The following is an 18,376-nucleotide window of genomic DNA, read 5'->3' as shown; positions in this document are numbered from 1 at the left end:
ATTGTCACCTGGCACAGCCCACTTCCCATTTAAAGCAACCCATGTTGAAGCAGATCCCCTATCTACTAAATCAAAACGAGGATCAACTAGTGGATACTCACCCGGAAAAGTGTTGGTCGATGCATAGGCGTATCAAAACTTGCACCAGGATTATCTGGCCCTGTTGCCCCTAGTCCACAAAAGTTGTTCTGATCAGGTTGTACGACCCCAATAAATCGGAGAAAATCTGTTTCATGCATAGCTTGGGCAAAAGCAACGTCTCCTCTGACTCCATAATACTCTCCAAAGGTTAAATAATAATTACCTAACTCGATTGCGTCAGGATTTATTTCATTAACATACATATTCATGTGTTGTGGTGATTGAAATGTCTGACCTAATATGGAATATCCAGTAGTATCATCCTGATTGGAATCGGTGCTTTCCGAAATAATATAGGCATCGTCAATTCCTGCATTTTTGACTTCCTCTAAACGCTTTTCTGCATTTTCTCTACTTGAAAAAGCACCCGCCTGAACACGATACCAGAGTTCATTGGAAATAGTGGTGGAGTAAACAAAAGCTTCAATGCCGTTTGATTGAAGATATTCCGATCTTCCTTCCACATTTTCTTTTGATTTAAACGAACCAGCAATTACCTTGTAAATTGTTCCAGAATCATCTTATTTTGGCTGAGGATTAAACGCTCTTGCCAATCCATTCACATGTCTTGGGCAACCTTTTCACGCCATGATGATTCTTTTATCAAGGCTCCATCCTGTGCGTTATCGATAAACCCATTTTCCGTTAAGAGTGCTGACATAGTCGTTTCACGCAATACGTGGAAGTTTGCTTTTTTCTGCCCACGGTCTCGCAGTTGATTAACTTTAATAACTTCTGCATGGATAATATCCTGGTAACCTGCTGTTGTGGATGAGTCGGATAAGCTACTGTGAATATAGTCCTCATACCCCTGAGCAGTACCATTAAATGCATTACAGTGAATAGATAAATAATAGTCGACACCCTAAGCATTAGCATCATTTGTCCGCTGGGCTAAACTTTTAAAGGTATCACTAGTACGGCTCATCTCCACTTCAACATGTTCGTAACCATTGATTATTAATTTTGGTACTACATTTATATAATATGAAAAATAGCTAGAATGAAATGGACAAAAGTTTCTTTTATACAAACTTTGGCGAAAAATGTTCGGATGCCTCAACTATCTTGATTTAATAGACTCAAAACGTATTTATCCAATCGTTCCTTCATCATTTCATTTGTTAATCCTGATACACCGAATGCTTCCCACCCAGGATATACCTCAGGAGGTCCAACAAGCATATCAGTCAAAGATAGCAAATCCCAATACCGATTATAGGTAAAACAAGAACCTGCCTGTTGCTGATATGCCTTCAGAAAACCATCTGCTGTTTCAACACCATATAGCATGGCCAGGTTCACTCTGCAATGCCCGACATCAACTCCGCGGGGGCCTCTGCAGCCATTTACCCAATCTACCACTCCGCTAACTAAGCCTTCATCCCATAAAACATTGGCTGGATGATAGTCTCGGTGTATGAAGCAATCTGTCGTTTTTGGTCGAGGTCCTGTTAAGATATTAATAGCACTTCCCCATGTTTTCGGCTCCTTTGACCAGCTTGGCATCTCAAACGTTGATATGTCATTGTAGCTATAATGCTGATATGGAAAGCCCCTCGCTTCAACTTCATGAATTTTCACAAGTCCCCTCGCCAAGCCAGTTAGCCACTCATCCATATTGGCAGGTTTCAATTCTACAGCACCTTTAAGCTTTGTCATGAGAATCGCTGGAATTCCACATTTTTCCCCAGTTTCATCGCAGGCAACAACTTCTGGAGTAGTAATACCTGTGTTTGTAGCCATACGTAAACTTTCAACTTCATGCAAAACCAAATCCGGTTCTTCATCAAGCCATTCCTTATTATCAAACTGCCTGATGACATATTGCTTTACTGACTGATCCACTAGCAGTGTGATGCTATGTAACGTGGATGAGGTACTTCCTTTCAGCCGACTAACCGATTCAACCTTTGCATTCGAATCGACATTATCTTTTACCCATTCAACAATCCGATTCGACAAATATTCGTTATTTTGTTCCAAAAAAATCCACCTCGATTCTTAATATAGATATAATTTTAATATAATTACTCTGAAATTAAAGGGATTTGATATCATTTTGGTGAAAAATATATAAAGGACGAGGATCATCATGATACCAGGTTATACTGTCTAAAATTACACAGCGGACACCAGAGCCCTTATTTGACAAAAACAGCACTTTTTCCTTAGATATGTGTGATATAAGGTATCCGGTGATCGCATATTACAGAAAAAGCACTTTTTTGCAGAAATAGCTTACCCTGTGTCCGCTTACTACAGTTATGAAGAACAATAATATAAAAGGAGAGTCAAAAAGCATGGAACCAATCCAAACTAAAGAAGTAGATCAATTCATTGAAAATTTAAATGAGCATACAAAGGAAATTACCGTAAGACTGCGGGAGGTTATTTTTCAAACGTCTCCCAATATAACTGAAGAAATGAAATGGGGAAAGCCATGTTATCTAGAGAATGGTCTTGTATGCTATCTTCAGACTGCACAGAATCATGTTAATCTCGGTTTCTACTTCGGTGCCTCACTTAAGGATAAGGATAACCTGCTTGAAGGAACTGGCAAAAAAATGCGTCATATCAGAGTTAAGCAACTCGATGATATACAACCCAGAAAATTTTCTGCTTTAATTCAGGAAGCCATTGAAATGGAAACATGACTTTTCTTTACTATCTTCATGAACCTGAAATAAACCATGACAAAAGTGATTTCTTTTGTTATCCTTAAATTGAAAACTTAATATTTTAATAATTACTACTAGGGGTGCCCAAAATCGAGGGCTGAGAGGAAAGCACGTATAAGCTTTCTGACTCTTACGGACCTGATCTGGTTAATACCAGCGGAGGGAAGTAGACTGACGATATACTTATTTATATCAGCTATTTCAAGCCAGGTCCATTAATGGATCTGGCTTTTTTCGTACCCGCCCCTTTCACGGAAAGGAGGATTTGATTGAACCGAACTCGATTACTTACGACAATGGCAGTTTTTGTGGCAATAGGTACATTGGGTGCACAGTTACTTTGGTTTCCAGTAGGCGTGGCAAAAGCCTATCCTGTCCAGCATGCCGTCAATGTCATGGCCGCAGTAACACTTGGGCCTGGTCCAGCAGTCGGTATTGCATTTATGATTGGACTGCTCCGTAACATGCTTGGACTTGGTACATTACTGGCGTTTCCCGGCGGCATGATTGGAGCATTTCTAGCTGGATACTTGTTTCAGAAGACTCATAAAAAAGCCATAGCTGCTGTGGGAGAGGCAATTGGTACCGGAATCATCGGAGCACTTTTTGCTGTTCCATTTGCAAAGCTATTGATGGGTAGTTCAGCTGGTGCTTTGTTCTTTATACCGTCGTTTCTTATTAGCAGTGTTACTGGAGCATTGATAGGCTGGTTTGTTATTTCACGTGTTAATCAGGAAAGACTAGTTCAAAATAAAATATAGGAAAAACTACTAGGGGCGCTGTACTGGCTGAGAAACGGAAATATTCCTTGTCCCTTGGAACCTGATCTGGATAATGCCTGCGCAGGGAAGTGGTTGAGGGCCGCATTCTGTACCTCTAGTAATCTACTTTTATCCCCTAGTAGCTTCCTAAATCATTGGAGGCTTTGTTATGTCATTCACACAACAATTAAGAGATGAGAACCAAGATATTTTTCAAGCAATATTTAATCACCCATTTGTCGATGGTATTGGAAAAAAAGATGTTCCCAACGAATCAATTGCGCATTATATTAAAGCAGATTTTGAGTATTTGAATGCATTTATGCGAATTTATGGAATTGCTCTCTCCAAATCCAATAAGCGCGAGGACATCCGCTTCTTTGGGGAACAAATCCAATTTGTTTTAAATAGTGAAAGCCACCCACATCATAACTTTTGCGACTATATAGGGGTTGGCTACGAGGAGCTCCAAGGTCACCCGCTTCCACCAACTGCTGATCATTACATTAAGCATATGATGTATCACGCGCAAATTGGCAGTTTAGCTGAAACCATTGGTGCACTGCTCCCTTGCCCGTGGACATATTTGGAAATAGGCTATGCGTTAATGAACAAATATAAACCAGAAAAGGATCATCCATTTTATCCATGGATCAGCTTTTATGCTGATGAACGATTTGGCAAAATAGTGATGGAAATGCGAAACCGCTTGGATGAATTTGCTGAAAATACTTCACGGGATGAACAAAAAAAGATAAAAGAAGCATTCCGTAAAAGCTGCCAATTAGAGCTGGCTTTTTGGGAAATGGCCTATACTTGTGAAGATTGGCCAATGAAAGAGTTGGTGATTGGCCGATGAAAAGCATTCCATGCGCACTTACAATCGCTGGCACTGACCCCAGTGGTGGAGCCGGAATACAAGCAGACTTAAAAACCTTCCAGGAACTGAAGACTTACGGTATGTCTGTCATTACATCCGTTGTTGCCCAAAATACAACAGGTGTCCAGAATGTGCACCATCTCCCTGTTGAAATGATTGAACAACAATTGGATTCTGTTATGACCGATATCCCCTTTCAGGCATTTAAGACTGGAATGATCGCCAACGTTGACATGATGCAGGCTATTGCTCAAAAGATTAACGGTTTAAACATCACTTATGTTATGGACCCGGTGATGGTCGCAACAAGTGGAGATCCATTAATCGCCAGAGATGCCAGGGATTATTTACGTAAGAAACTATTACCAATGACATCGTTAGTAACGCCAAATATCCCTGAAGCAGAAGATATTACGGGTGAAAAAATTGAAACACTGGACGACATGAAAAAGGCTGCGAACCAAATAGTTCACGAATTTGGAGCAGGTGCATCTTTGGTTAAAGGTGGCCATTTGCAAGGTGAAGCAATCGATTTTTTATATGACGGAAGTTCGATACACACTTTTTCAACCAAACGAATTGATACAAAAAATACGCACGGAACTGGCTGTACTTATTCAGCAGCCATTACTGCCTACTTAAGCCAAGGAGATTCTTTACCAGTGGCCGTTAAAAAAGCAAAAGATTACGTCACTGCTGCAATCCGTCATTCATTTTCACTCGGTCATGGAAGTGGGCCGACAAATCATTGGGCACAACACATGGAAAGGGTGAGGTAAATGAACAAAGATATTATTCAAAAAGTAAGAGATCAAAGTCCGTTGATTCACCATCTGACAAATCAAGTTGTGATGAACTTTACAGCAAATGGCTTGCTATCCTTTGGCGGAACCCCAATCATGGCTAAAGCTGAAGAGGAAGCGAAGGACATGGCGTCCATTGCGGATGGCATACTTTTAAACATCGGAACCATAACAGCACAGGAGCTCCCCGCAATGATCACAGCAGGGAAAACAGCTAATGAAAAAGGAATACCAGTGGTTCTTGATCCTGTTGGTGTCGCGGCAACACCATTTCGGACATCGGTTGTAAAAGAAATACTGAATACAGTGCAGCCAACCGTCATCAAGGGAAATGCTGGCGAAATTGCACACCTCGTAGAAATTCCCTGGGAAACAAAAGGCGTAGAATCAATAGGCGATGGAAATTCTGTGGAGATAGCTTTGAAAGCTGCTGAGACTTATCAAACTACTGCCGTTGTCACAGGAGAAACGGATGTTATCTGCTCAGAAAATGAATATCTTTCGAACAATTCCGGGCATCCGATTCTTGAGAAAATAACTGGTGCTGGCTGTCTGCTCGGTTCCATCCTAACTGCATGTTTAACCACAAATGAACCAATCGAGCAGCAGGTGTTAACTGCAGTTGAGTTTTATGGACTGGTTGCGGAATATGCTGCCGACTACTCAGAAGTAAGTGGACCCGGGACTTTTCTCCCTCATTTTATTGATGCATTATCATTTGAAGTCGATAAACTGGAGAAGCTTAATTAATGAATCTAAGAAAATATTTGATAATGGGCAGTCAAAATTGTGATCGTGATCCAGCTTTTATTTTAGAACTAGCGATAAAAGCTGGTATTACAGCATTCCAATTTCGCGAAAAAGGAGCTGGGTCATTAAAAGGAAATGATAAATTAGAGTTAGGATATAAATTAAGAAACATTTGCGCGCATCATAAAATAGCATTTTTCGTCAATGATGATATCGACCTTGCTGAACCTCTAGGAGCCGATGGAATCCATGTTGGACAGGATGATGTTTCAGTTGAAAAACTACGCGCACGATTTCCTAAAAAAATCATTGGCCTTTCTGTATCGAATCCAACCGAAGTATCTAATAGTCCGATTCAAATGGCCAATTACCTTGGTGCTGGTCCAATTTTTAATACATCTACAAAACCCGACGCAAAGTCAGCAGTCGGTGTGGAATGGATTACAACATTAAGAAACCAATTTCCAAGCATTCCTATTGTAGGAATTGGTGGAATAACCACCCAAAATGCAGCTTCTGTAATAAATGCCGGGGCTGACGGTGTAGCGGTTATTTCAGCTGTGACCCAAGCAAATGATATAACAACAGCTGTTCAAAGGTTGTAAAACCTTACCTTCATATATACTATCGTTTCCCACATACAAAGGGTGGCATAAAATAAATAAATATTTCATGCCACCTTTTGATGATGAGGTTCGATTATAGTAATAGAACCGACCTACTTTTTATTTCTGTCAGCGTATACCGCCATGGCATCACACATGAAGACTGACAAACCTTGACCATACTTATCGATGTTCTTGGTAAAGCGTTCATCATCGACATACATTTGCCCAAGTCCTTTGAATGCATCAAGTGAATAGTTTCCGATTTTGTTCAAATAGTCATACCATACCTTAATACCTGCTTGTGCTTCATCCGATTCAAGCGATTTATGACGGAGCGCTGCAAGCTTTTGATAGATTCTATCAAATTCTTCACCCATTAATTTTTGTTCATCTTTTGACATCCTATCTATTTTCGCATTGGATTCATCGACAGTCTTTTCACCCCAACGATCACGTGCCTCTTGTTCGTATGGGTTATGACTGAAATCGAAGCCTGCAAACTTTTCTTTATTACTCATATTAATTTCTCCTTTCGAGTGTTGCGTGGTTTTATCAATCGTCGTAATCATTTTATCGATTCTGCTGCGTTTCTCAAGAAGCATTTTACGGTGCAATTCAAGCGCTTCTTCTCGATCAAACGACGGACTGTTGATAATTTCTTTTATTTTTTTCAAAGGGAAGCCTAGTTCTTTAAAAAATAGAATTTGCTGTAGAACTTCAAGATCACTGTTTGAATAAATACGATAGCCAGATTGGGTTGTTTCCTCTGGGGATAATAATCCTATAGCATCATAATAGTGTAGTGTGCGCACACTAATTCCAACCAAATCAGCAACTTCCTTAACTTTCATCAGTGTAACCTCCCTTCAATCATCACTATAAAGTATCACGCAACGTTAGAGTCAACATTAATTTTTAAAAGCTTTTAGTTTTTTATGGTTGTTTAATGTCTTTCTAAAATTGTGCTTTTTCCAAGCAATGAATCTTAACAAGTAGTTGATATAGGACTGCGCATAATGTAGAAGAATACTTGAGTGCTATGACACCGCTGCGGAAATACACTTCGCTAATTTTTCCTCACTTTGTCCTAAAAGGATTTATAGCCATTTAAATCAACAGTTGGAATATGCGAGCTCGTGGTGAGCCTACGGAAAGCTAGTATATTCCATCTGCGAGGTCGAAGAGACACACTAAATACTACGAATTGGTGATCCTTGGTAGGTGTCACAGTTTATATCAATAGCTGCCAAACTATACTAAAAGAACCTTTTAAAAACATACAAAGCCGCCATTCGAATGAACAGCGGATTTTGATTATTTACTTTTTGATGGTAGATCTTCCAATTCCGTCGGCTGCGCGCGATATACAAACAACGCCATAATAAAGGCGACGATAGCTAACACAAATGCTATAAAGTATACAAGTTCAACACCCGCAACCATAGACTCACTTATTGTAACAGGATTTCCTGGATCAGCAGCATGTGTTAGATAACTGTTTTGTCTTGCACTCATAATACTGATGAATACAGATACTCCGACCGCGCCTGCAACAGGCTGTAATGTCGTCATTACCGCAGTACCATGCGGATACAAATGTTTAGGGAGCTGATTTAAGCCATTTGTTTCAGCCGGCATCATCATAGCCGAGACAGAAAGCATTAGTAAGATATACCCAACAATAATCATCCATATCGGTGTATTCATATCCAGCCTGCTCATCATAAACATCGTTCCGCATAACACTGCTGAAGCGGGTATTAGCAATAATCTGGGGCCAAACTTATCAAATAAATGCCCCATAACAGGTGACATCAATCCATTCAGAATTGCTCCAGGCAGCAGGATTAAACCAGCCGTGGCTGGAGTGACTCCCAACGGTCCTTGCATATACATTGGCAGGATAATCTCAGAAGAAAACATCGCCATAATTATAATTAGAAATAGGATAATTGCATGTGAATACATAGGGAACCTAAACACCCGTAGATTCAGTAACGGATCTTCTAGTTTAAATTGTCTTATTGAAAAGAATATCAGCGCCACGACTCCCGAGACAATTGGAACAAACACAACAGGGTTTAGAAATCCTGACTCACCTTCACCTGCTGAACTGAAACCGAACACGATACCACCAAATCCAACAGTAGAAAAAATTAGGGATAAAACATCTATTTTTGGCTTGGTAACTTCTGATACATTAATCAAATATTTATAGGCAAACGCTATAGAAAATAATGCAAATGGAATTACTGTGATAAATAAAAAACGCCACCCCAAATGATCAACAATTACTCCTGACAGTGTTGGTCCAATTGCAGGAGCGAACATTATGACAAGGCCGACAAAACCCATTACTTTCCCACGACGTGCTGGCGGGAATATTAATAAAAAGACATTAAAAATGATGGGTATAAGCAGCCCAGTTCCAATCGCTTGAATTAACCTGCCCGCCAATAGAACAGGAAACGTAGGAGCGGCAGCACAAATCGCCGTTCCAATCGAAAATATCACCATCGTTCCCAAAAATAACTGCCTTGTCGAAAACCATTGCAATAATACTGCCGATGCTGGTGTGACAACTCCCATTACTAACAAAAACCCTGTTGCCATCCATTGGACAGTAGTTACAGAAATACCGAACTCATCCATTAATGTTGACAGAGCAATATTAAGTAATGTCTCATTTAAAATCGCAAAGAATGCCCCAATGATTAAAGAAAGCATAATAGGCATGACTTTCACATTGGGATCTTCAGCTAAATACTCATATTTGGTTGATTGATTATCCTTATCCATACAAAAAATCTCCTTTGAAAAAATAAAACACAAGCATTGGTTATTAGCTTGCGTAAGAAGTACAGAGATATTTACCAAATTGAAAAGAGGAAGAAAACCACTCTCCAACCTACTTATTCGAAAATAACAGGATAATTTTACCACTACTATACCTTATTAACAAGGGCACATTTTACTGAATATCCACAACTATTTAATACTATTAAACATTGTCAGCTGCCCATACAAAATTGGACGTATCCCCATATAGTAAAAGGAAGGACTTTTTAGAGGAGGACATTAAATCATGAATCATAATCAACCACCATATGAAGATGAAAGGCAATTTAATTTTCAAGGTATGCTGGACGGTTTATTTTCCGGGTTTCCTGGTGGCGGACAACAATTTGGCCCCCCAGGTGGAGGACCACCATTCGGCGGACCTCCGGGACAGACTGGCGGTGGGCCGCCCGGGTTTCAGGGTGGGCAACCATCTGCCGGTCCACCTAGTAGCCCACCACCATCATTCACACCTTCACAACCGCAAACCTTGCAATCCCAGCAGTTCGGCGTTTATGCAATCGATCCAGGAGCAATTCGACGTTGTCTTTTCCAGTTCACGTATATCTGGCTAAGACGAGATGCCTTTTGGTTTTTCCCAGTCTTTGTAGGAAGAAACTCAATCGCTGGATTCAGATGGTATAGAAACAGATGGGTTTACTACGGCGTAGACTTAGATAGAATTCAATCATTCCAGTGTTATTAGTACCTGTCGCACCTCGTTTTTTGTCATTTATTACCGAATGAGCCTTTCCTTGCTCAAATACAGTAAGCGAAGGGAGGATTTTTAATGCATCAAACAGTATTGCTATATTTGGCATGTATTTTAGCTGGCTTTGCACTTGCGAACGTACCGACATCTTCAGTAATTACTGCAGGTATAGCCACTTTCTTTCAAATAATAGGAGGAATTGCGGTAATTGTTTTTTCTCTTGCCATCCTATATCTGGGAGTCAAGACCTTGCTCGATAAGTAAAAAAGAGGCCGTTTGAACAGTAACGATGAGGATCCGCCAAACAGTCGAAGTGGATCCTCATTCCGCTAAATGGCAGAAAAGATGCTCTCGGAAGGGTGAGACGGATCCTCGTTCCGTTAAAAGCAGAAATTCAGCCAAATTTGAGGCAGAAATGAAAAATAGCGGAATGAGGATCCGAACCCAAGCCTAAAACAAGGTTTCTCAAGGAAATAACGGAATGAGGATCCGCCAAAACAGTAAACCGGATCCTCATTCCGTTAAAAATTGGGTTCTTCAACATTAGGGGGAAATGTATGCTTACCTTCTAATGTTATTAGCATTTTTCTCTCCCAAATAGAACCCGTTATTCAAACGGTCCCTTACTTTCATCTGCTTTTCAGATAGATCACTGGTAAACCAAGAAAAAAGTCACCATTCCTTAGAATAGTGACCTCCATTTAATCATTTCTAATATCTTCTACAATAGTTTCCACTTCATTTCGGGATATTTTCTCCCGTCCTTCTTTTAAAGCTTTAACAGTTCTTTTGGCTAATGCTAATGGGATTTGACAAAACAGCTGGATATTCCGTGTATGAATATCTTTCATATATTCATCAGCCTTGGCGAGATTGTTTTCGGTATATTGAAACATGTCATCTCTATTCCAGCCATCCGGAACAAAATTAACACCACGTTCACTGTCCTCACCCTGGTTTCGCAAAATATTCACTGCTTGCAAGCCACGACCATACCCTATAGCCAATTCATAATCTGTTTCGGTACCATCATACCATCTCCATATATCAGAAAGCATGACACCAACTAATCCAGCCACGTAATACGTATAATCATCCAGATCCTCTTTAGTCTTTATATGCCAATCCTTTTCTGCCCATTTTGCCATTCCATCTGCCATAATACCTGTAGATTTTTTTACTTCTTCCACAATATCAGGTGGACAAATAGATATCCAATCACCTAAACGCAACGTCACTTCAGGCAGAAGCGATTCATAGGCTTTTAACAACTCACGGTATGCTTTTTGATCAAAATCACTCTTCAAAAGTTCACTGGTAGACCGAAGTAACCGTTGCTTTGTTTCCGAATCCAATTCTTCATGATCCTCTATTTCGTCAATCGCACGCATACATAAATATGCGGAAGCAACAGTTTTCTTCAGGTTCGGTTTGAGCAAACTAATTGGTATGTAAAAAGTTCTACTCGTTAGCTTTAGCATGTGCATTGCTTCTTTTTGTAACTTCCTCGATTCACTCACCCGTGACGCCTCCCTTGATAATCCAAGTATAACAAAAAACAGATGTTATTTATATAAATTTACTTTTATAACCAAAAAATGGAGTACCGATTAAGTACTCCATTTCCAATTATTTATTTAGTTTGACTTCCTTCTGGGTCTTTCCCAAATAAGCCCCTGTTTAAGCGCCATTTTCCTGGCTATTCTCGGAGCTGTCCACAGTGGCGGTAGTAATAAAATCGACACTGGCACGGCAGTTATAACAATTGAATTTTGAATAGCCGTTATACTTCCTTCTCCTATTGTCAAAATCATCATTGTCGTACCACCAAAAATTAAAGCCCAGAAAACCCGCAGCCAACGTTGAGGATGGTCATTTCCTGTTAAGGTTACAGCTATTGTATATGACATCGTATCTGTTGTAGTTGCAACAAATATGACCGATATTATTAAAAACATGACTGCCATGACGGTCCCCATCGGCAGTTGGTCCATTATCGCCATTACTGCAGCAGGCATACCCGCTTCATTTAAAGCGCCGGAGACCGATCCGGGATTCTCTATTTCGAAAAATACTCCTGTTCCACCAACAACCGAGAACCAGAAATTCGTAACAAGCGGGGCAACAATGGACACTGCAATAATTAAGTCCCGTATTGTCCTTCCACGAGAAATGCGACTAATAAATATAATAAGCATTGGACCATAGCCGATAAACCAGCCCCAGAAAAATATAGTCCATAACCCAAGCCATGCATCGTCACCGCGATAGAAACTCATCGTAAAGAAGTTTTGCAATTGAAAGCCCATTCCGCCAACGAACGCATCAATTATAAACAATGTTGGTCCAATAACAAGTACAATAGTTCCTAGCACAATTGTCATTCCAACATTTAAGCGGCTTAGTAAAAGAATTCCTCTATCTACCCCGGTAGCCGCAGAAATTGCTGCAATTATAACCAGAACAACTACAACCATAATACTCGTTGTTACTGTATTTGGAACATCAAACAAATGATTAAGCCCATATGAAATTTGTAAACCAAGGAACCCAAGCGGGCCTAATGTTCCTGCTGCGGTCGCTATAATTGAAACAATATCAGCTGTTGACCCAAGAATACTTTTGTGGAATATTTTTTCTCCAAAAATGGGAAACAGCAGTGACCTTGGACGCATTGGAAAACCTCTAGTGTAATGAACATACATCATTACAATAGTAGCCAGTGTCCCAAGAATTGCCCAGGCAGCAAATCCCCAATGGAAAAATGCTTGTGCAAAAGCGCCCGGAATATTAGAAAATTCACCACCTCCAAATAATGGAGGTTCTGCCATATAATGATACATTGGTTCGGCTGCAGCCCAGAAAATACCACCACTTGCCAGCAATGTAACTAAAATCATGGCAACCCAGCGGTAATAACTATATTTCGGCTTATCAAGATTACCCAATCGAACCTTTCCATATCTTGAGAAAGCTAAAAATATCCCAATTATAAAATTACCAAATAATAATAGCTGCCAATAAGCACCAAAAAAGTCTGCGGAGTAACCAAATAATTTATTTATCCAGTTTCCAACCATCTCACTATCAATGAAGGATAAAATAATAAATAAAATTAAGAATCCGCCACTTACTGCAAATACTGTCCAATCTGTTTTAACTTTCTTGTTTTCTTGCACGCTTCTCCTCCTAATTTTTTAGGAGCAAGTGTCTATAACATCATTAGAAATCTTGGTTTATCGCCAAGCCTTAGTGTCGAAAGCCTGCAGTTATGCAGTAAGAAAGTATTGATACTTTTTTAACTGCAAAAACATAACCTAGTCATTACAGACCGATGGATGGAAAGTGATCACCTGTTGCAAAATCATTTATACTACCTTACAACCATCAGCTTGCTCAAAATTTTATCTTACATAGTTTTGTATTATAGTTTTGCCTGGATAATTCGTCAACTATTTATTGAACAAATAATGAATGATTAGTACCAACTAATACCATGTATGTTTCCCCAGTCTTAATAAAAAATACTTAATGGACCTAAATACAGTAATGGAGTGAAATATCATGGATATACATTCAGAAGATGACTTTGCTAATTATTTTGATCAATCTATTTTGGATTACAAACAAGGAAGTAGCCGCCTTCAAAAAAAATTACCAAAAATGACACAAGGATACTTTGATTTCACAGAATCATGTTTTGAAGAAGGGGCAATTGAAAAAAAAGAAAAACAATTGATGGCACTCGGAATTAGTATCTATGCACAGGATGAATACTGTATTATGTATCATACAAAAGGTGCAGTTCAACACGGATGTTCCGAAGATGAAATAATGGAGACCATAGCAATTAGCGCTGCATTAGGCGGGGGAGCCGCTTTTTCTCAAGGTGTAACCTTAGCTATGGATACCTATGATTATTATTCAGAAAAAACGAACCATTAAGGTTAGATAACCGACATCGTTAAAAGGATTCTTATGTAAGCGTATTTTGCTTTCTAAGAATCCTTATACATAACATTAATATAGATATGCCTTAGTTAAACTTTCAAAAGAAAGTGTTTATGCTTTCTTAACTGCTGAGAAAACTTTATGCCTTGATAAGGCTTGCTGTAAAGAACTGTACGTTTCAATCTTCCGAAAATCAATACCTAAGCTAACCATTGTGTGTGCTACCTCGGGGCGAATTCCAGCTATAACTGTTTCAACGCCAACCATTTCGAGTGACTGAAAAATTTTGTAAATATTATAAGCAACCGTTGTATCAACAAGGGGAACTCCCGAAAGATCGATAAATAAATGTGAAAGATCCATTTTATTTGATTCACTTAATGCTTTATTCATCAATTGTTCCGCTCGCTCCGTGCTAACTCCGCCTATGATCGGAAGTACCGCCACACTATCAATCAGTGGCACAACTGGTGCAGAAAGTTTCATAAAGTCTTCATGTGCTTTTTCAATGCGTTCCCTATATGACTCAATATAGGCTGTGCTAAACGCATAAACAGCCTGATCGAGTAACGGATTGACGATATCCGCTACTTCAAATGCCGTTTCTAGAGAGAAGTCCTTATCTAATAGGATACCTTTAATGGAATTCCATATGGTTGCCCTCATATGAGAAGTAGCCTTTAATGACTCCTCCATCTTGGCACCATATTTAATCGCCAGCTCTCCTGTTTTTCTCCCATAGGTTGTAACTTGATCCATTACATCTTCCTGCGACTTAAATGCATCAACAACCATTTGCAGAAATTCCAACCGTACATTCATCGCTTGTTCATCTACATTTCCATCCCTAGCCATCTTTTTAGCAATATCATACTTTAACTCATCTATTTTCATTCCGATGAACCTTACTTCTTGCTGGATACTATTCTCTGCCATAACAAAAACCACCTTAGTGAATTTTTCATTTTACAAATATTCTATGTCCCAATAGTTATCTTTACCCTATTATACTGGAAAATAGCAGGAAGTACTATCTAACTATGAAAGTTTATCTTGCAACCCTTCTAAACCCTATAATATACCAAATTCGATATCTCTTTAATGAAAAATTCGATTTAGGTAATACAGGACTATTATATAAACTGAGAGCTGTTAATCTTCTCCTTCACCAACAAACTTAACAAAAACACCCGGACCATAGTGCAAATCAAAATCATCAGGAATTTGCATGTATAATAATTGCTGATTCAATCCTAGCGGCCTATCCCCTATTCTGTGTATTTTATCTCAACAGACTTCGGTTCAGTTACTGTCATATTGTCTGATGAGAAAGTTATACGTGGAACATTCATGCGATCAGTTAAATCGATGACGTCGAATACAATACAAATAAATACAATCGTATCTCAAGCAAATCCTTGAGGAATTACTGTGACCAATGAGATGATAAAATCGCCAACATAATCGAGGAATCAGTGGGATCGAAAATAAATTGTATAGTAAAAATAACCCTCATAGCCCACCACAATTGAAAATGATAACATCTTCAATAAACCCAAATATATATAAACCATAAAACTTATGTCCAATTAAATAATTATTAACTCCACGGTAACTTTGGGCTAATTTCCTTCTACTAATATAAAACCACCTCGCGCAAAGTGGTTAATAATTTGACAAACTGCTATGCTGTTATTATCATCACTATCAATTCTTAAAAAACTTGGCAATCGTTAAAGGATTCTTGTGAATAAGTATTTTGTTTCTTAGAACCCCTTATGCTCTTTAGTCCAAGTTTTATAATTGTACTTATTCGTAACTGCGAACATAAAACGTTTAGGAGAGAATTCGATGAAAATATACGTTGATGCGGATGCTTGTCCGGTCAAAGAAACCATTATATCAATTGCTTCAGATCATAATATAGAAGTGATTCTTGTGAAAAGCTTTGCTCACTTTTCACATAATGATGAACAGCCAGGCGTTAAAACAATATATGTTGATACTGGCGCAGAAGCTGCGGATTACCGAATTATGAGGCTAGCACAAAAGAATGATATGATCATTACACAAGATTATGGACTAGCATCGCTTGGTCTTGCAAAAGGATGTACTGTCCTTCACCACAAGGGATTTGAATACTCAGATGACAATATCGATCAGTTATTGCAAACACGTTATGCAAGCGCCATGGCCCGCAAAAGCGGCAAACGAACAAAAGGCCCCAAAGCATACACCACCGAAGACGAAAAAAAATTCAGCCAGCTGCTCCGGAAGAAGCTTGAATAGGATGGGGAGGGTGCCTGTCACTTCCCGTTTTTTGTCTTTTTTTATCAATATTTGTCGAATTCATTTTGCTACTTAATTAGTATGTCAGTCGTTCCCGACCACATTGCTGCGTCGTTCAAGGAGCACCACATCCCGCCATACACCATTTAATTTTCCAAGACGTTTTCGAACTCCCACCTCGGTAAACCCAAATTTTTTATGTAACTTAATACTTGTTTCATTTTCAGGAAAAATATTTGTTTGTAATGTCCAAAAACCGTTCGTTTCACTTAAGACAATTAATTCTTCCATGAGCTTAGTTCCAATCCCTTTACCGATGCTGCGCTCACTTATATAAATACTAACTTCACCAACACCTGAATGCGCTTCTCTTGTAGAAATTGGACTTAATGCAGCCCACCCGATTACATCTTTTCCGTCCCTGGCAACAAGTCTGGACACTGAAAAATGGCCTCTATCCCATTCTTCCCACGTTGGTGCCTTCGTTTCAAACGTCGCATTGCCCGTGTTAATACCCTCTATAAAAATATCCCGAACATGTTCCCAATCCTCTTTTTTCATAGTATCCATATAATGCCTGTCCTTTCTCGATGATTGTCTGATTTATTTTCTTGTTTTCTAGTTTAGCATAAGGTTTCTATCAGTTCCCATAGTTCGTATCTGAATTTGTCGAATTCCACTGGTGAATTCACAGATACACGAAGGGTTTAAAGGAGAGGAAACATATTCGACCAGAATCGATTTAATTCTGACCGATACTATTACTCAATCCTGACATACCATTAATTTATTACCATCGGGATCCTTAAACACAAAGAAGTGATCATGCTCAATTTCTGTGACTAGCTCGACATCATTATCCTTCATAAACTGATACGATGCATGAATATCATCTGTACCAAACTGAATAACAGGGACATTTAATGCAGCAATTTCCCCATTTTCATCCCGCCACATTGGCATCGTATCCAAGATCATCCCAGCTCCATCCATTTTGGCTACAAATAGATGCTCAAACATCACTTCACCATCTTCAATTCCTAACATTTTTGAATACCAGTCCTTCGCTTTTTCAATATCCCTTACTGGTATAAATACTAGATTAATCTTGTTTTTTATTGGACTTTTCATTAAAGTCCCTCCCTTTTAGGCAGTTAAGAAACCAACATGGCTGCCGAATGCGCAGCCACCATCTACCATGAATTTTATTTTTCCATATAGCAAATTTGAGGTTTTGCGGACACCAGGGACCTTATTTCACACAAATACAGTCAAATAACCATGATATATGAAATAAGGGCTTTTGTGTCCGGATAACTTCGAGAAGGTTACTTTTATATAGAAATAGCGTCTCCCGTGTCCGCTAAAATCAAGTTAGAGAGGTATTTTCATACAAAAGTATAAATTCCTTCTTACTGCATAGGTGCAACTAAGGCAATTCGCCTAAAGGCTTGCACTCCAAAGTACAAGGGGTTCTAAGAAAACAAGTACGCTTTCATAAGAATCCCTTTAACGAATGCCAAGTTTTCTAATTAATCCTATATTTTTCTTTAAATACGGGACTTAATTCACTCCATACATCAAACATATTTCCGTCCAAGTCTTGAAAAACAAAGTTTTTACCAGCATGACCTCTGTCTTCTATTTCACCTACTGTTATTCCTTTTTCCTTAAATTCCCTATGTAATGATGTTAGTGTATTCATTCCATTTACTTCAAATGTAAGTGAGAAATGTTCCTTGCCACCAATATCGTAAAAGTTAGCACTTTGTTTTTCGCTAGACTTAACTAGGAAGATGCTTTGATTAGCTAAATCTAGTATCGCCTTTTTCTTATCTTGATAATTAAGTACTGCACCAATGTTTACATACCATTCGGCTGCCAATTCAATATCCTGTACTGGAATATATGATGTCCCGACTCTCATTAGACTCCCGTTCATTTACATTCCTCCTGATAAAT

General features: G+C 39.0%; 21 protein-coding genes and 2 riboswitches. Of the genes, 10 read left to right on the top strand and 11 right to left on the bottom strand.

Going from position 1 to position 18,376, the window contains the following annotated elements:
* Positions 1–86: 86 nt before the first annotated feature.
* The 3 genes from BMY13_RS14500 to BMY13_RS14490 all read right to left on the bottom strand — a co-directional run bounded on the left by BMY13_RS14500 (position 87) and on the right by BMY13_RS14490 (position 2,127).
* Positions 87–605: an SPOR domain-containing protein gene (locus tag BMY13_RS14500; RefSeq protein WP_245736116.1), complete on the bottom strand. Its 519-nt coding sequence runs from the start codon at positions 603–605 to the stop codon at positions 87–89.
* A gap of 95 nt (positions 606–700) precedes the next feature.
* The gene (locus BMY13_RS14495; protein WP_245736124.1) at positions 701–985 is read right to left on the bottom strand and encodes an N-acetylmuramoyl-L-alanine amidase; all 285 of its coding nucleotides are present in this window, start codon (positions 983–985) and stop codon (positions 701–703) included.
* 215 nt (positions 986–1,200) lie between these two features.
* Complete coding sequence (locus tag BMY13_RS14490) at positions 1,201–2,127, bottom strand: aminoglycoside phosphotransferase family protein (protein WP_092505433.1); 927 nt, start codon at positions 2,125–2,127, stop codon at positions 1,201–1,203.
* A gap of 317 nt (positions 2,128–2,444) precedes the next feature.
* Between BMY13_RS14490 and BMY13_RS14485 the strand changes: the two genes are divergently transcribed.
* From BMY13_RS14485 to thiE, 6 genes are all read left to right on the top strand, one after another.
* Positions 2,445–2,798 carry a DUF1801 domain-containing protein gene (locus BMY13_RS14485; protein ID WP_092505431.1) on the top strand — a complete coding sequence of 118 codons (354 nt, stop codon included), beginning with the start codon at positions 2,445–2,447 and terminating at the stop codon, positions 2,796–2,798.
* Positions 2,799–2,888: 90 nt separating this feature from the next.
* Positions 2,889–3,004, top strand: a riboswitch (TPP riboswitch).
* Positions 3,005–3,091: 87 nt separating this feature from the next.
* On the top strand, positions 3,092–3,583 hold the full coding sequence (gene thiW, locus BMY13_RS14480; RefSeq protein WP_092505429.1) for an energy coupling factor transporter S component ThiW: 492 nt from the start codon (positions 3,092–3,094) through the stop codon (positions 3,581–3,583).
* A 1-nt stretch (position 3,584) separates the two neighbouring features.
* Positions 3,585–3,688, top strand: a riboswitch (TPP riboswitch).
* 64 nt (positions 3,689–3,752) lie between these two features.
* A complete protein-coding gene (gene tenA / locus BMY13_RS14475) occupies positions 3,753–4,442 on the top strand; it encodes a thiaminase II (RefSeq protein ID WP_092505427.1) in 690 nt (229 codons plus the stop codon).
* Positions 4,439–5,242: a bifunctional hydroxymethylpyrimidine kinase/phosphomethylpyrimidine kinase gene (gene thiD, locus BMY13_RS14470; RefSeq protein ID WP_092505424.1), complete on the top strand. Its 804-nt coding sequence runs from the start codon at positions 4,439–4,441 to the stop codon at positions 5,240–5,242. The genes tenA and thiD overlap by 4 nt, the downstream gene beginning before the upstream one ends.
* Positions 5,243–6,016, top strand: a complete 774-nt coding sequence (thiM, locus tag BMY13_RS14465; RefSeq protein ID WP_092505422.1) for a hydroxyethylthiazole kinase — start codon at positions 5,243–5,245, stop codon at positions 6,014–6,016.
* The gene (thiE, locus tag BMY13_RS14460) at positions 6,016–6,621 is read left to right on the top strand and encodes a thiamine phosphate synthase (RefSeq protein ID WP_092505420.1); all 606 of its coding nucleotides are present in this window, start codon (positions 6,016–6,018) and stop codon (positions 6,619–6,621) included. Before thiM ends, thiE begins: the two co-directional genes overlap by 1 nt.
* Positions 6,622–6,734: 113 nt before the next feature.
* Here thiE and BMY13_RS14455 read toward each other — a convergent pair whose 3' ends face one another.
* Together BMY13_RS14455 and BMY13_RS14450 are read right to left on the bottom strand one after the other, a co-directional pair.
* Positions 6,735–7,475: a MerR family transcriptional regulator gene (locus BMY13_RS14455; protein ID WP_092505418.1), complete on the bottom strand. Its 741-nt coding sequence runs from the start codon at positions 7,473–7,475 to the stop codon at positions 6,735–6,737.
* A gap of 463 nt (positions 7,476–7,938) precedes the next feature.
* A complete protein-coding gene (locus BMY13_RS14450; protein WP_092505416.1) occupies positions 7,939–9,423 on the bottom strand; it encodes an MDR family MFS transporter in 1,485 nt (494 codons plus the stop codon).
* A gap of 286 nt (positions 9,424–9,709) precedes the next feature.
* Between BMY13_RS14450 and BMY13_RS14445 the strand changes: the two genes are divergently transcribed.
* Complete coding sequence (locus BMY13_RS14445) at positions 9,710–10,168, top strand: hypothetical protein (RefSeq protein ID WP_092494055.1); 459 nt, start codon at positions 9,710–9,712, stop codon at positions 10,166–10,168.
* 84 nt (positions 10,169–10,252) lie between these two features.
* Complete coding sequence (locus tag BMY13_RS14440) at positions 10,253–10,438, top strand: hypothetical protein (protein ID WP_092494054.1); 186 nt, start codon at positions 10,253–10,255, stop codon at positions 10,436–10,438.
* A gap of 437 nt (positions 10,439–10,875) precedes the next feature.
* Here BMY13_RS14440 and BMY13_RS14435 read toward each other — a convergent pair whose 3' ends face one another.
* Positions 10,876–11,694, bottom strand: a complete 819-nt coding sequence (locus tag BMY13_RS14435; RefSeq protein ID WP_092494053.1) for a squalene/phytoene synthase family protein — start codon at positions 11,692–11,694, stop codon at positions 10,876–10,878.
* Between the two features lie 117 nt (positions 11,695–11,811).
* A complete protein-coding gene (locus tag BMY13_RS14430) occupies positions 11,812–13,353 on the bottom strand; it encodes a BCCT family transporter (RefSeq protein ID WP_092494052.1) in 1,542 nt (513 codons plus the stop codon).
* A 385-nt stretch (positions 13,354–13,738) separates the two neighbouring features.
* On the opposite strand from BMY13_RS14430, the gene BMY13_RS14425 reads away from it, so the two are divergent.
* Positions 13,739–14,119, top strand: a complete 381-nt coding sequence (locus BMY13_RS14425) for a carboxymuconolactone decarboxylase family protein (protein ID WP_092505414.1) — start codon at positions 13,739–13,741, stop codon at positions 14,117–14,119.
* Between the two features lie 117 nt (positions 14,120–14,236).
* On the opposite strand, the gene BMY13_RS14420 is transcribed toward BMY13_RS14425, so the two are convergent.
* The gene (locus tag BMY13_RS14420) at positions 14,237–15,061 is read right to left on the bottom strand and encodes an STAS domain-containing protein (protein WP_092505412.1); all 825 of its coding nucleotides are present in this window, start codon (positions 15,059–15,061) and stop codon (positions 14,237–14,239) included.
* A 915-nt stretch (positions 15,062–15,976) separates the two neighbouring features.
* On the opposite strand from BMY13_RS14420, the gene BMY13_RS14415 reads away from it, so the two are divergent.
* Positions 15,977–16,414: a YaiI/YqxD family protein gene (locus BMY13_RS14415; protein ID WP_092505410.1), complete on the top strand. Its 438-nt coding sequence runs from the start codon at positions 15,977–15,979 to the stop codon at positions 16,412–16,414.
* 84 nt (positions 16,415–16,498) lie between these two features.
* Here BMY13_RS14415 and BMY13_RS14410 read toward each other — a convergent pair whose 3' ends face one another.
* The 3 genes from BMY13_RS14410 to BMY13_RS14400 all read right to left on the bottom strand — a co-directional run bounded on the left by BMY13_RS14410 (position 16,499) and on the right by BMY13_RS14400 (position 18,356).
* Positions 16,499–16,984, bottom strand: a complete 486-nt coding sequence (locus tag BMY13_RS14410) for a GNAT family N-acetyltransferase (protein ID WP_092505408.1) — start codon at positions 16,982–16,984, stop codon at positions 16,499–16,501.
* Positions 16,985–17,179: 195 nt separating this feature from the next.
* Positions 17,180–17,545, bottom strand: a complete 366-nt coding sequence (locus BMY13_RS14405) for a VOC family protein (protein ID WP_092494046.1) — start codon at positions 17,543–17,545, stop codon at positions 17,180–17,182.
* A gap of 397 nt (positions 17,546–17,942) precedes the next feature.
* Entirely contained in the window at positions 17,943–18,356 is a 414-nt protein-coding gene (locus BMY13_RS14400; RefSeq protein ID WP_092505406.1) for a VOC family protein, read from the bottom strand.
* Between the last annotated feature and the right edge of the window lie 20 nt (positions 18,357–18,376).

This window comes from Virgibacillus subterraneus (genome assembly GCF_900110695.1).
Classification (GTDB): Bacteria; Bacillota; Bacilli; order Bacillales; family Amphibacillaceae; genus Lentibacillus; species Lentibacillus subterraneus.
Note: the sequence above shows the minus strand (reverse complement) of the source record. Positions and strands in the feature narration are given on the sequence as shown.

Bases quoted from the DNA above. Each gene is read 5' to 3' on its own strand.
- BMY13_RS14445 (WP_092494055.1), top strand. From the start codon at position 9,710: ATGAATCATAATCAACCACCATATGAAGATGAAAGGCAATTTAATTTT.
- BMY13_RS14455 (WP_092505418.1), bottom strand. From the start codon at position 7,475: ATGAAAGTTAAGGAAGTTGCTGATTTGGTTGGAATTAGTGTGCGCACA.
- BMY13_RS14485 (WP_092505431.1), top strand. From the start codon at position 2,445: ATGGAACCAATCCAAACTAAAGAAGTAGATCAATTCATTGAAAATTTA.
- BMY13_RS14400 (WP_092505406.1), bottom strand. From the start codon at position 18,356: ATGAACGGGAGTCTAATGAGAGTCGGGACATCATATATTCCAGTACAG.
- thiM (WP_092505422.1), top strand. From the start codon at position 5,243: ATGAACAAAGATATTATTCAAAAAGTAAGAGATCAAAGTCCGTTGATT.
- BMY13_RS14415 (WP_092505410.1), top strand. From the start codon at position 15,977: ATGAAAATATACGTTGATGCGGATGCTTGTCCGGTCAAAGAAACCATT.
- BMY13_RS14410 (WP_092505408.1), bottom strand. From the start codon at position 16,984: ATGGATACTATGAAAAAAGAGGATTGGGAACATGTTCGGGATATTTTT.
- BMY13_RS14420 (WP_092505412.1), bottom strand. From the start codon at position 15,061: ATGGCAGAGAATAGTATCCAGCAAGAAGTAAGGTTCATCGGAATGAAA.
- tenA (WP_092505427.1), top strand. From the start codon at position 3,753: ATGTCATTCACACAACAATTAAGAGATGAGAACCAAGATATTTTTCAA.
- BMY13_RS14450 (WP_092505416.1), bottom strand. From the start codon at position 9,423: ATGGATAAGGATAATCAATCAACCAAATATGAGTATTTAGCTGAAGAT.
- thiE (WP_092505420.1), top strand. From the start codon at position 6,016: ATGAATCTAAGAAAATATTTGATAATGGGCAGTCAAAATTGTGATCGT.
- BMY13_RS14425 (WP_092505414.1), top strand. From the start codon at position 13,739: ATGGATATACATTCAGAAGATGACTTTGCTAATTATTTTGATCAATCT.
- thiD (WP_092505424.1), top strand. From the start codon at position 4,439: ATGAAAAGCATTCCATGCGCACTTACAATCGCTGGCACTGACCCCAGT.
- BMY13_RS14405 (WP_092494046.1), bottom strand. From the start codon at position 17,545: ATGAAAAGTCCAATAAAAAACAAGATTAATCTAGTATTTATACCAGTA.
- BMY13_RS14440 (WP_092494054.1), top strand. From the start codon at position 10,253: ATGCATCAAACAGTATTGCTATATTTGGCATGTATTTTAGCTGGCTTT.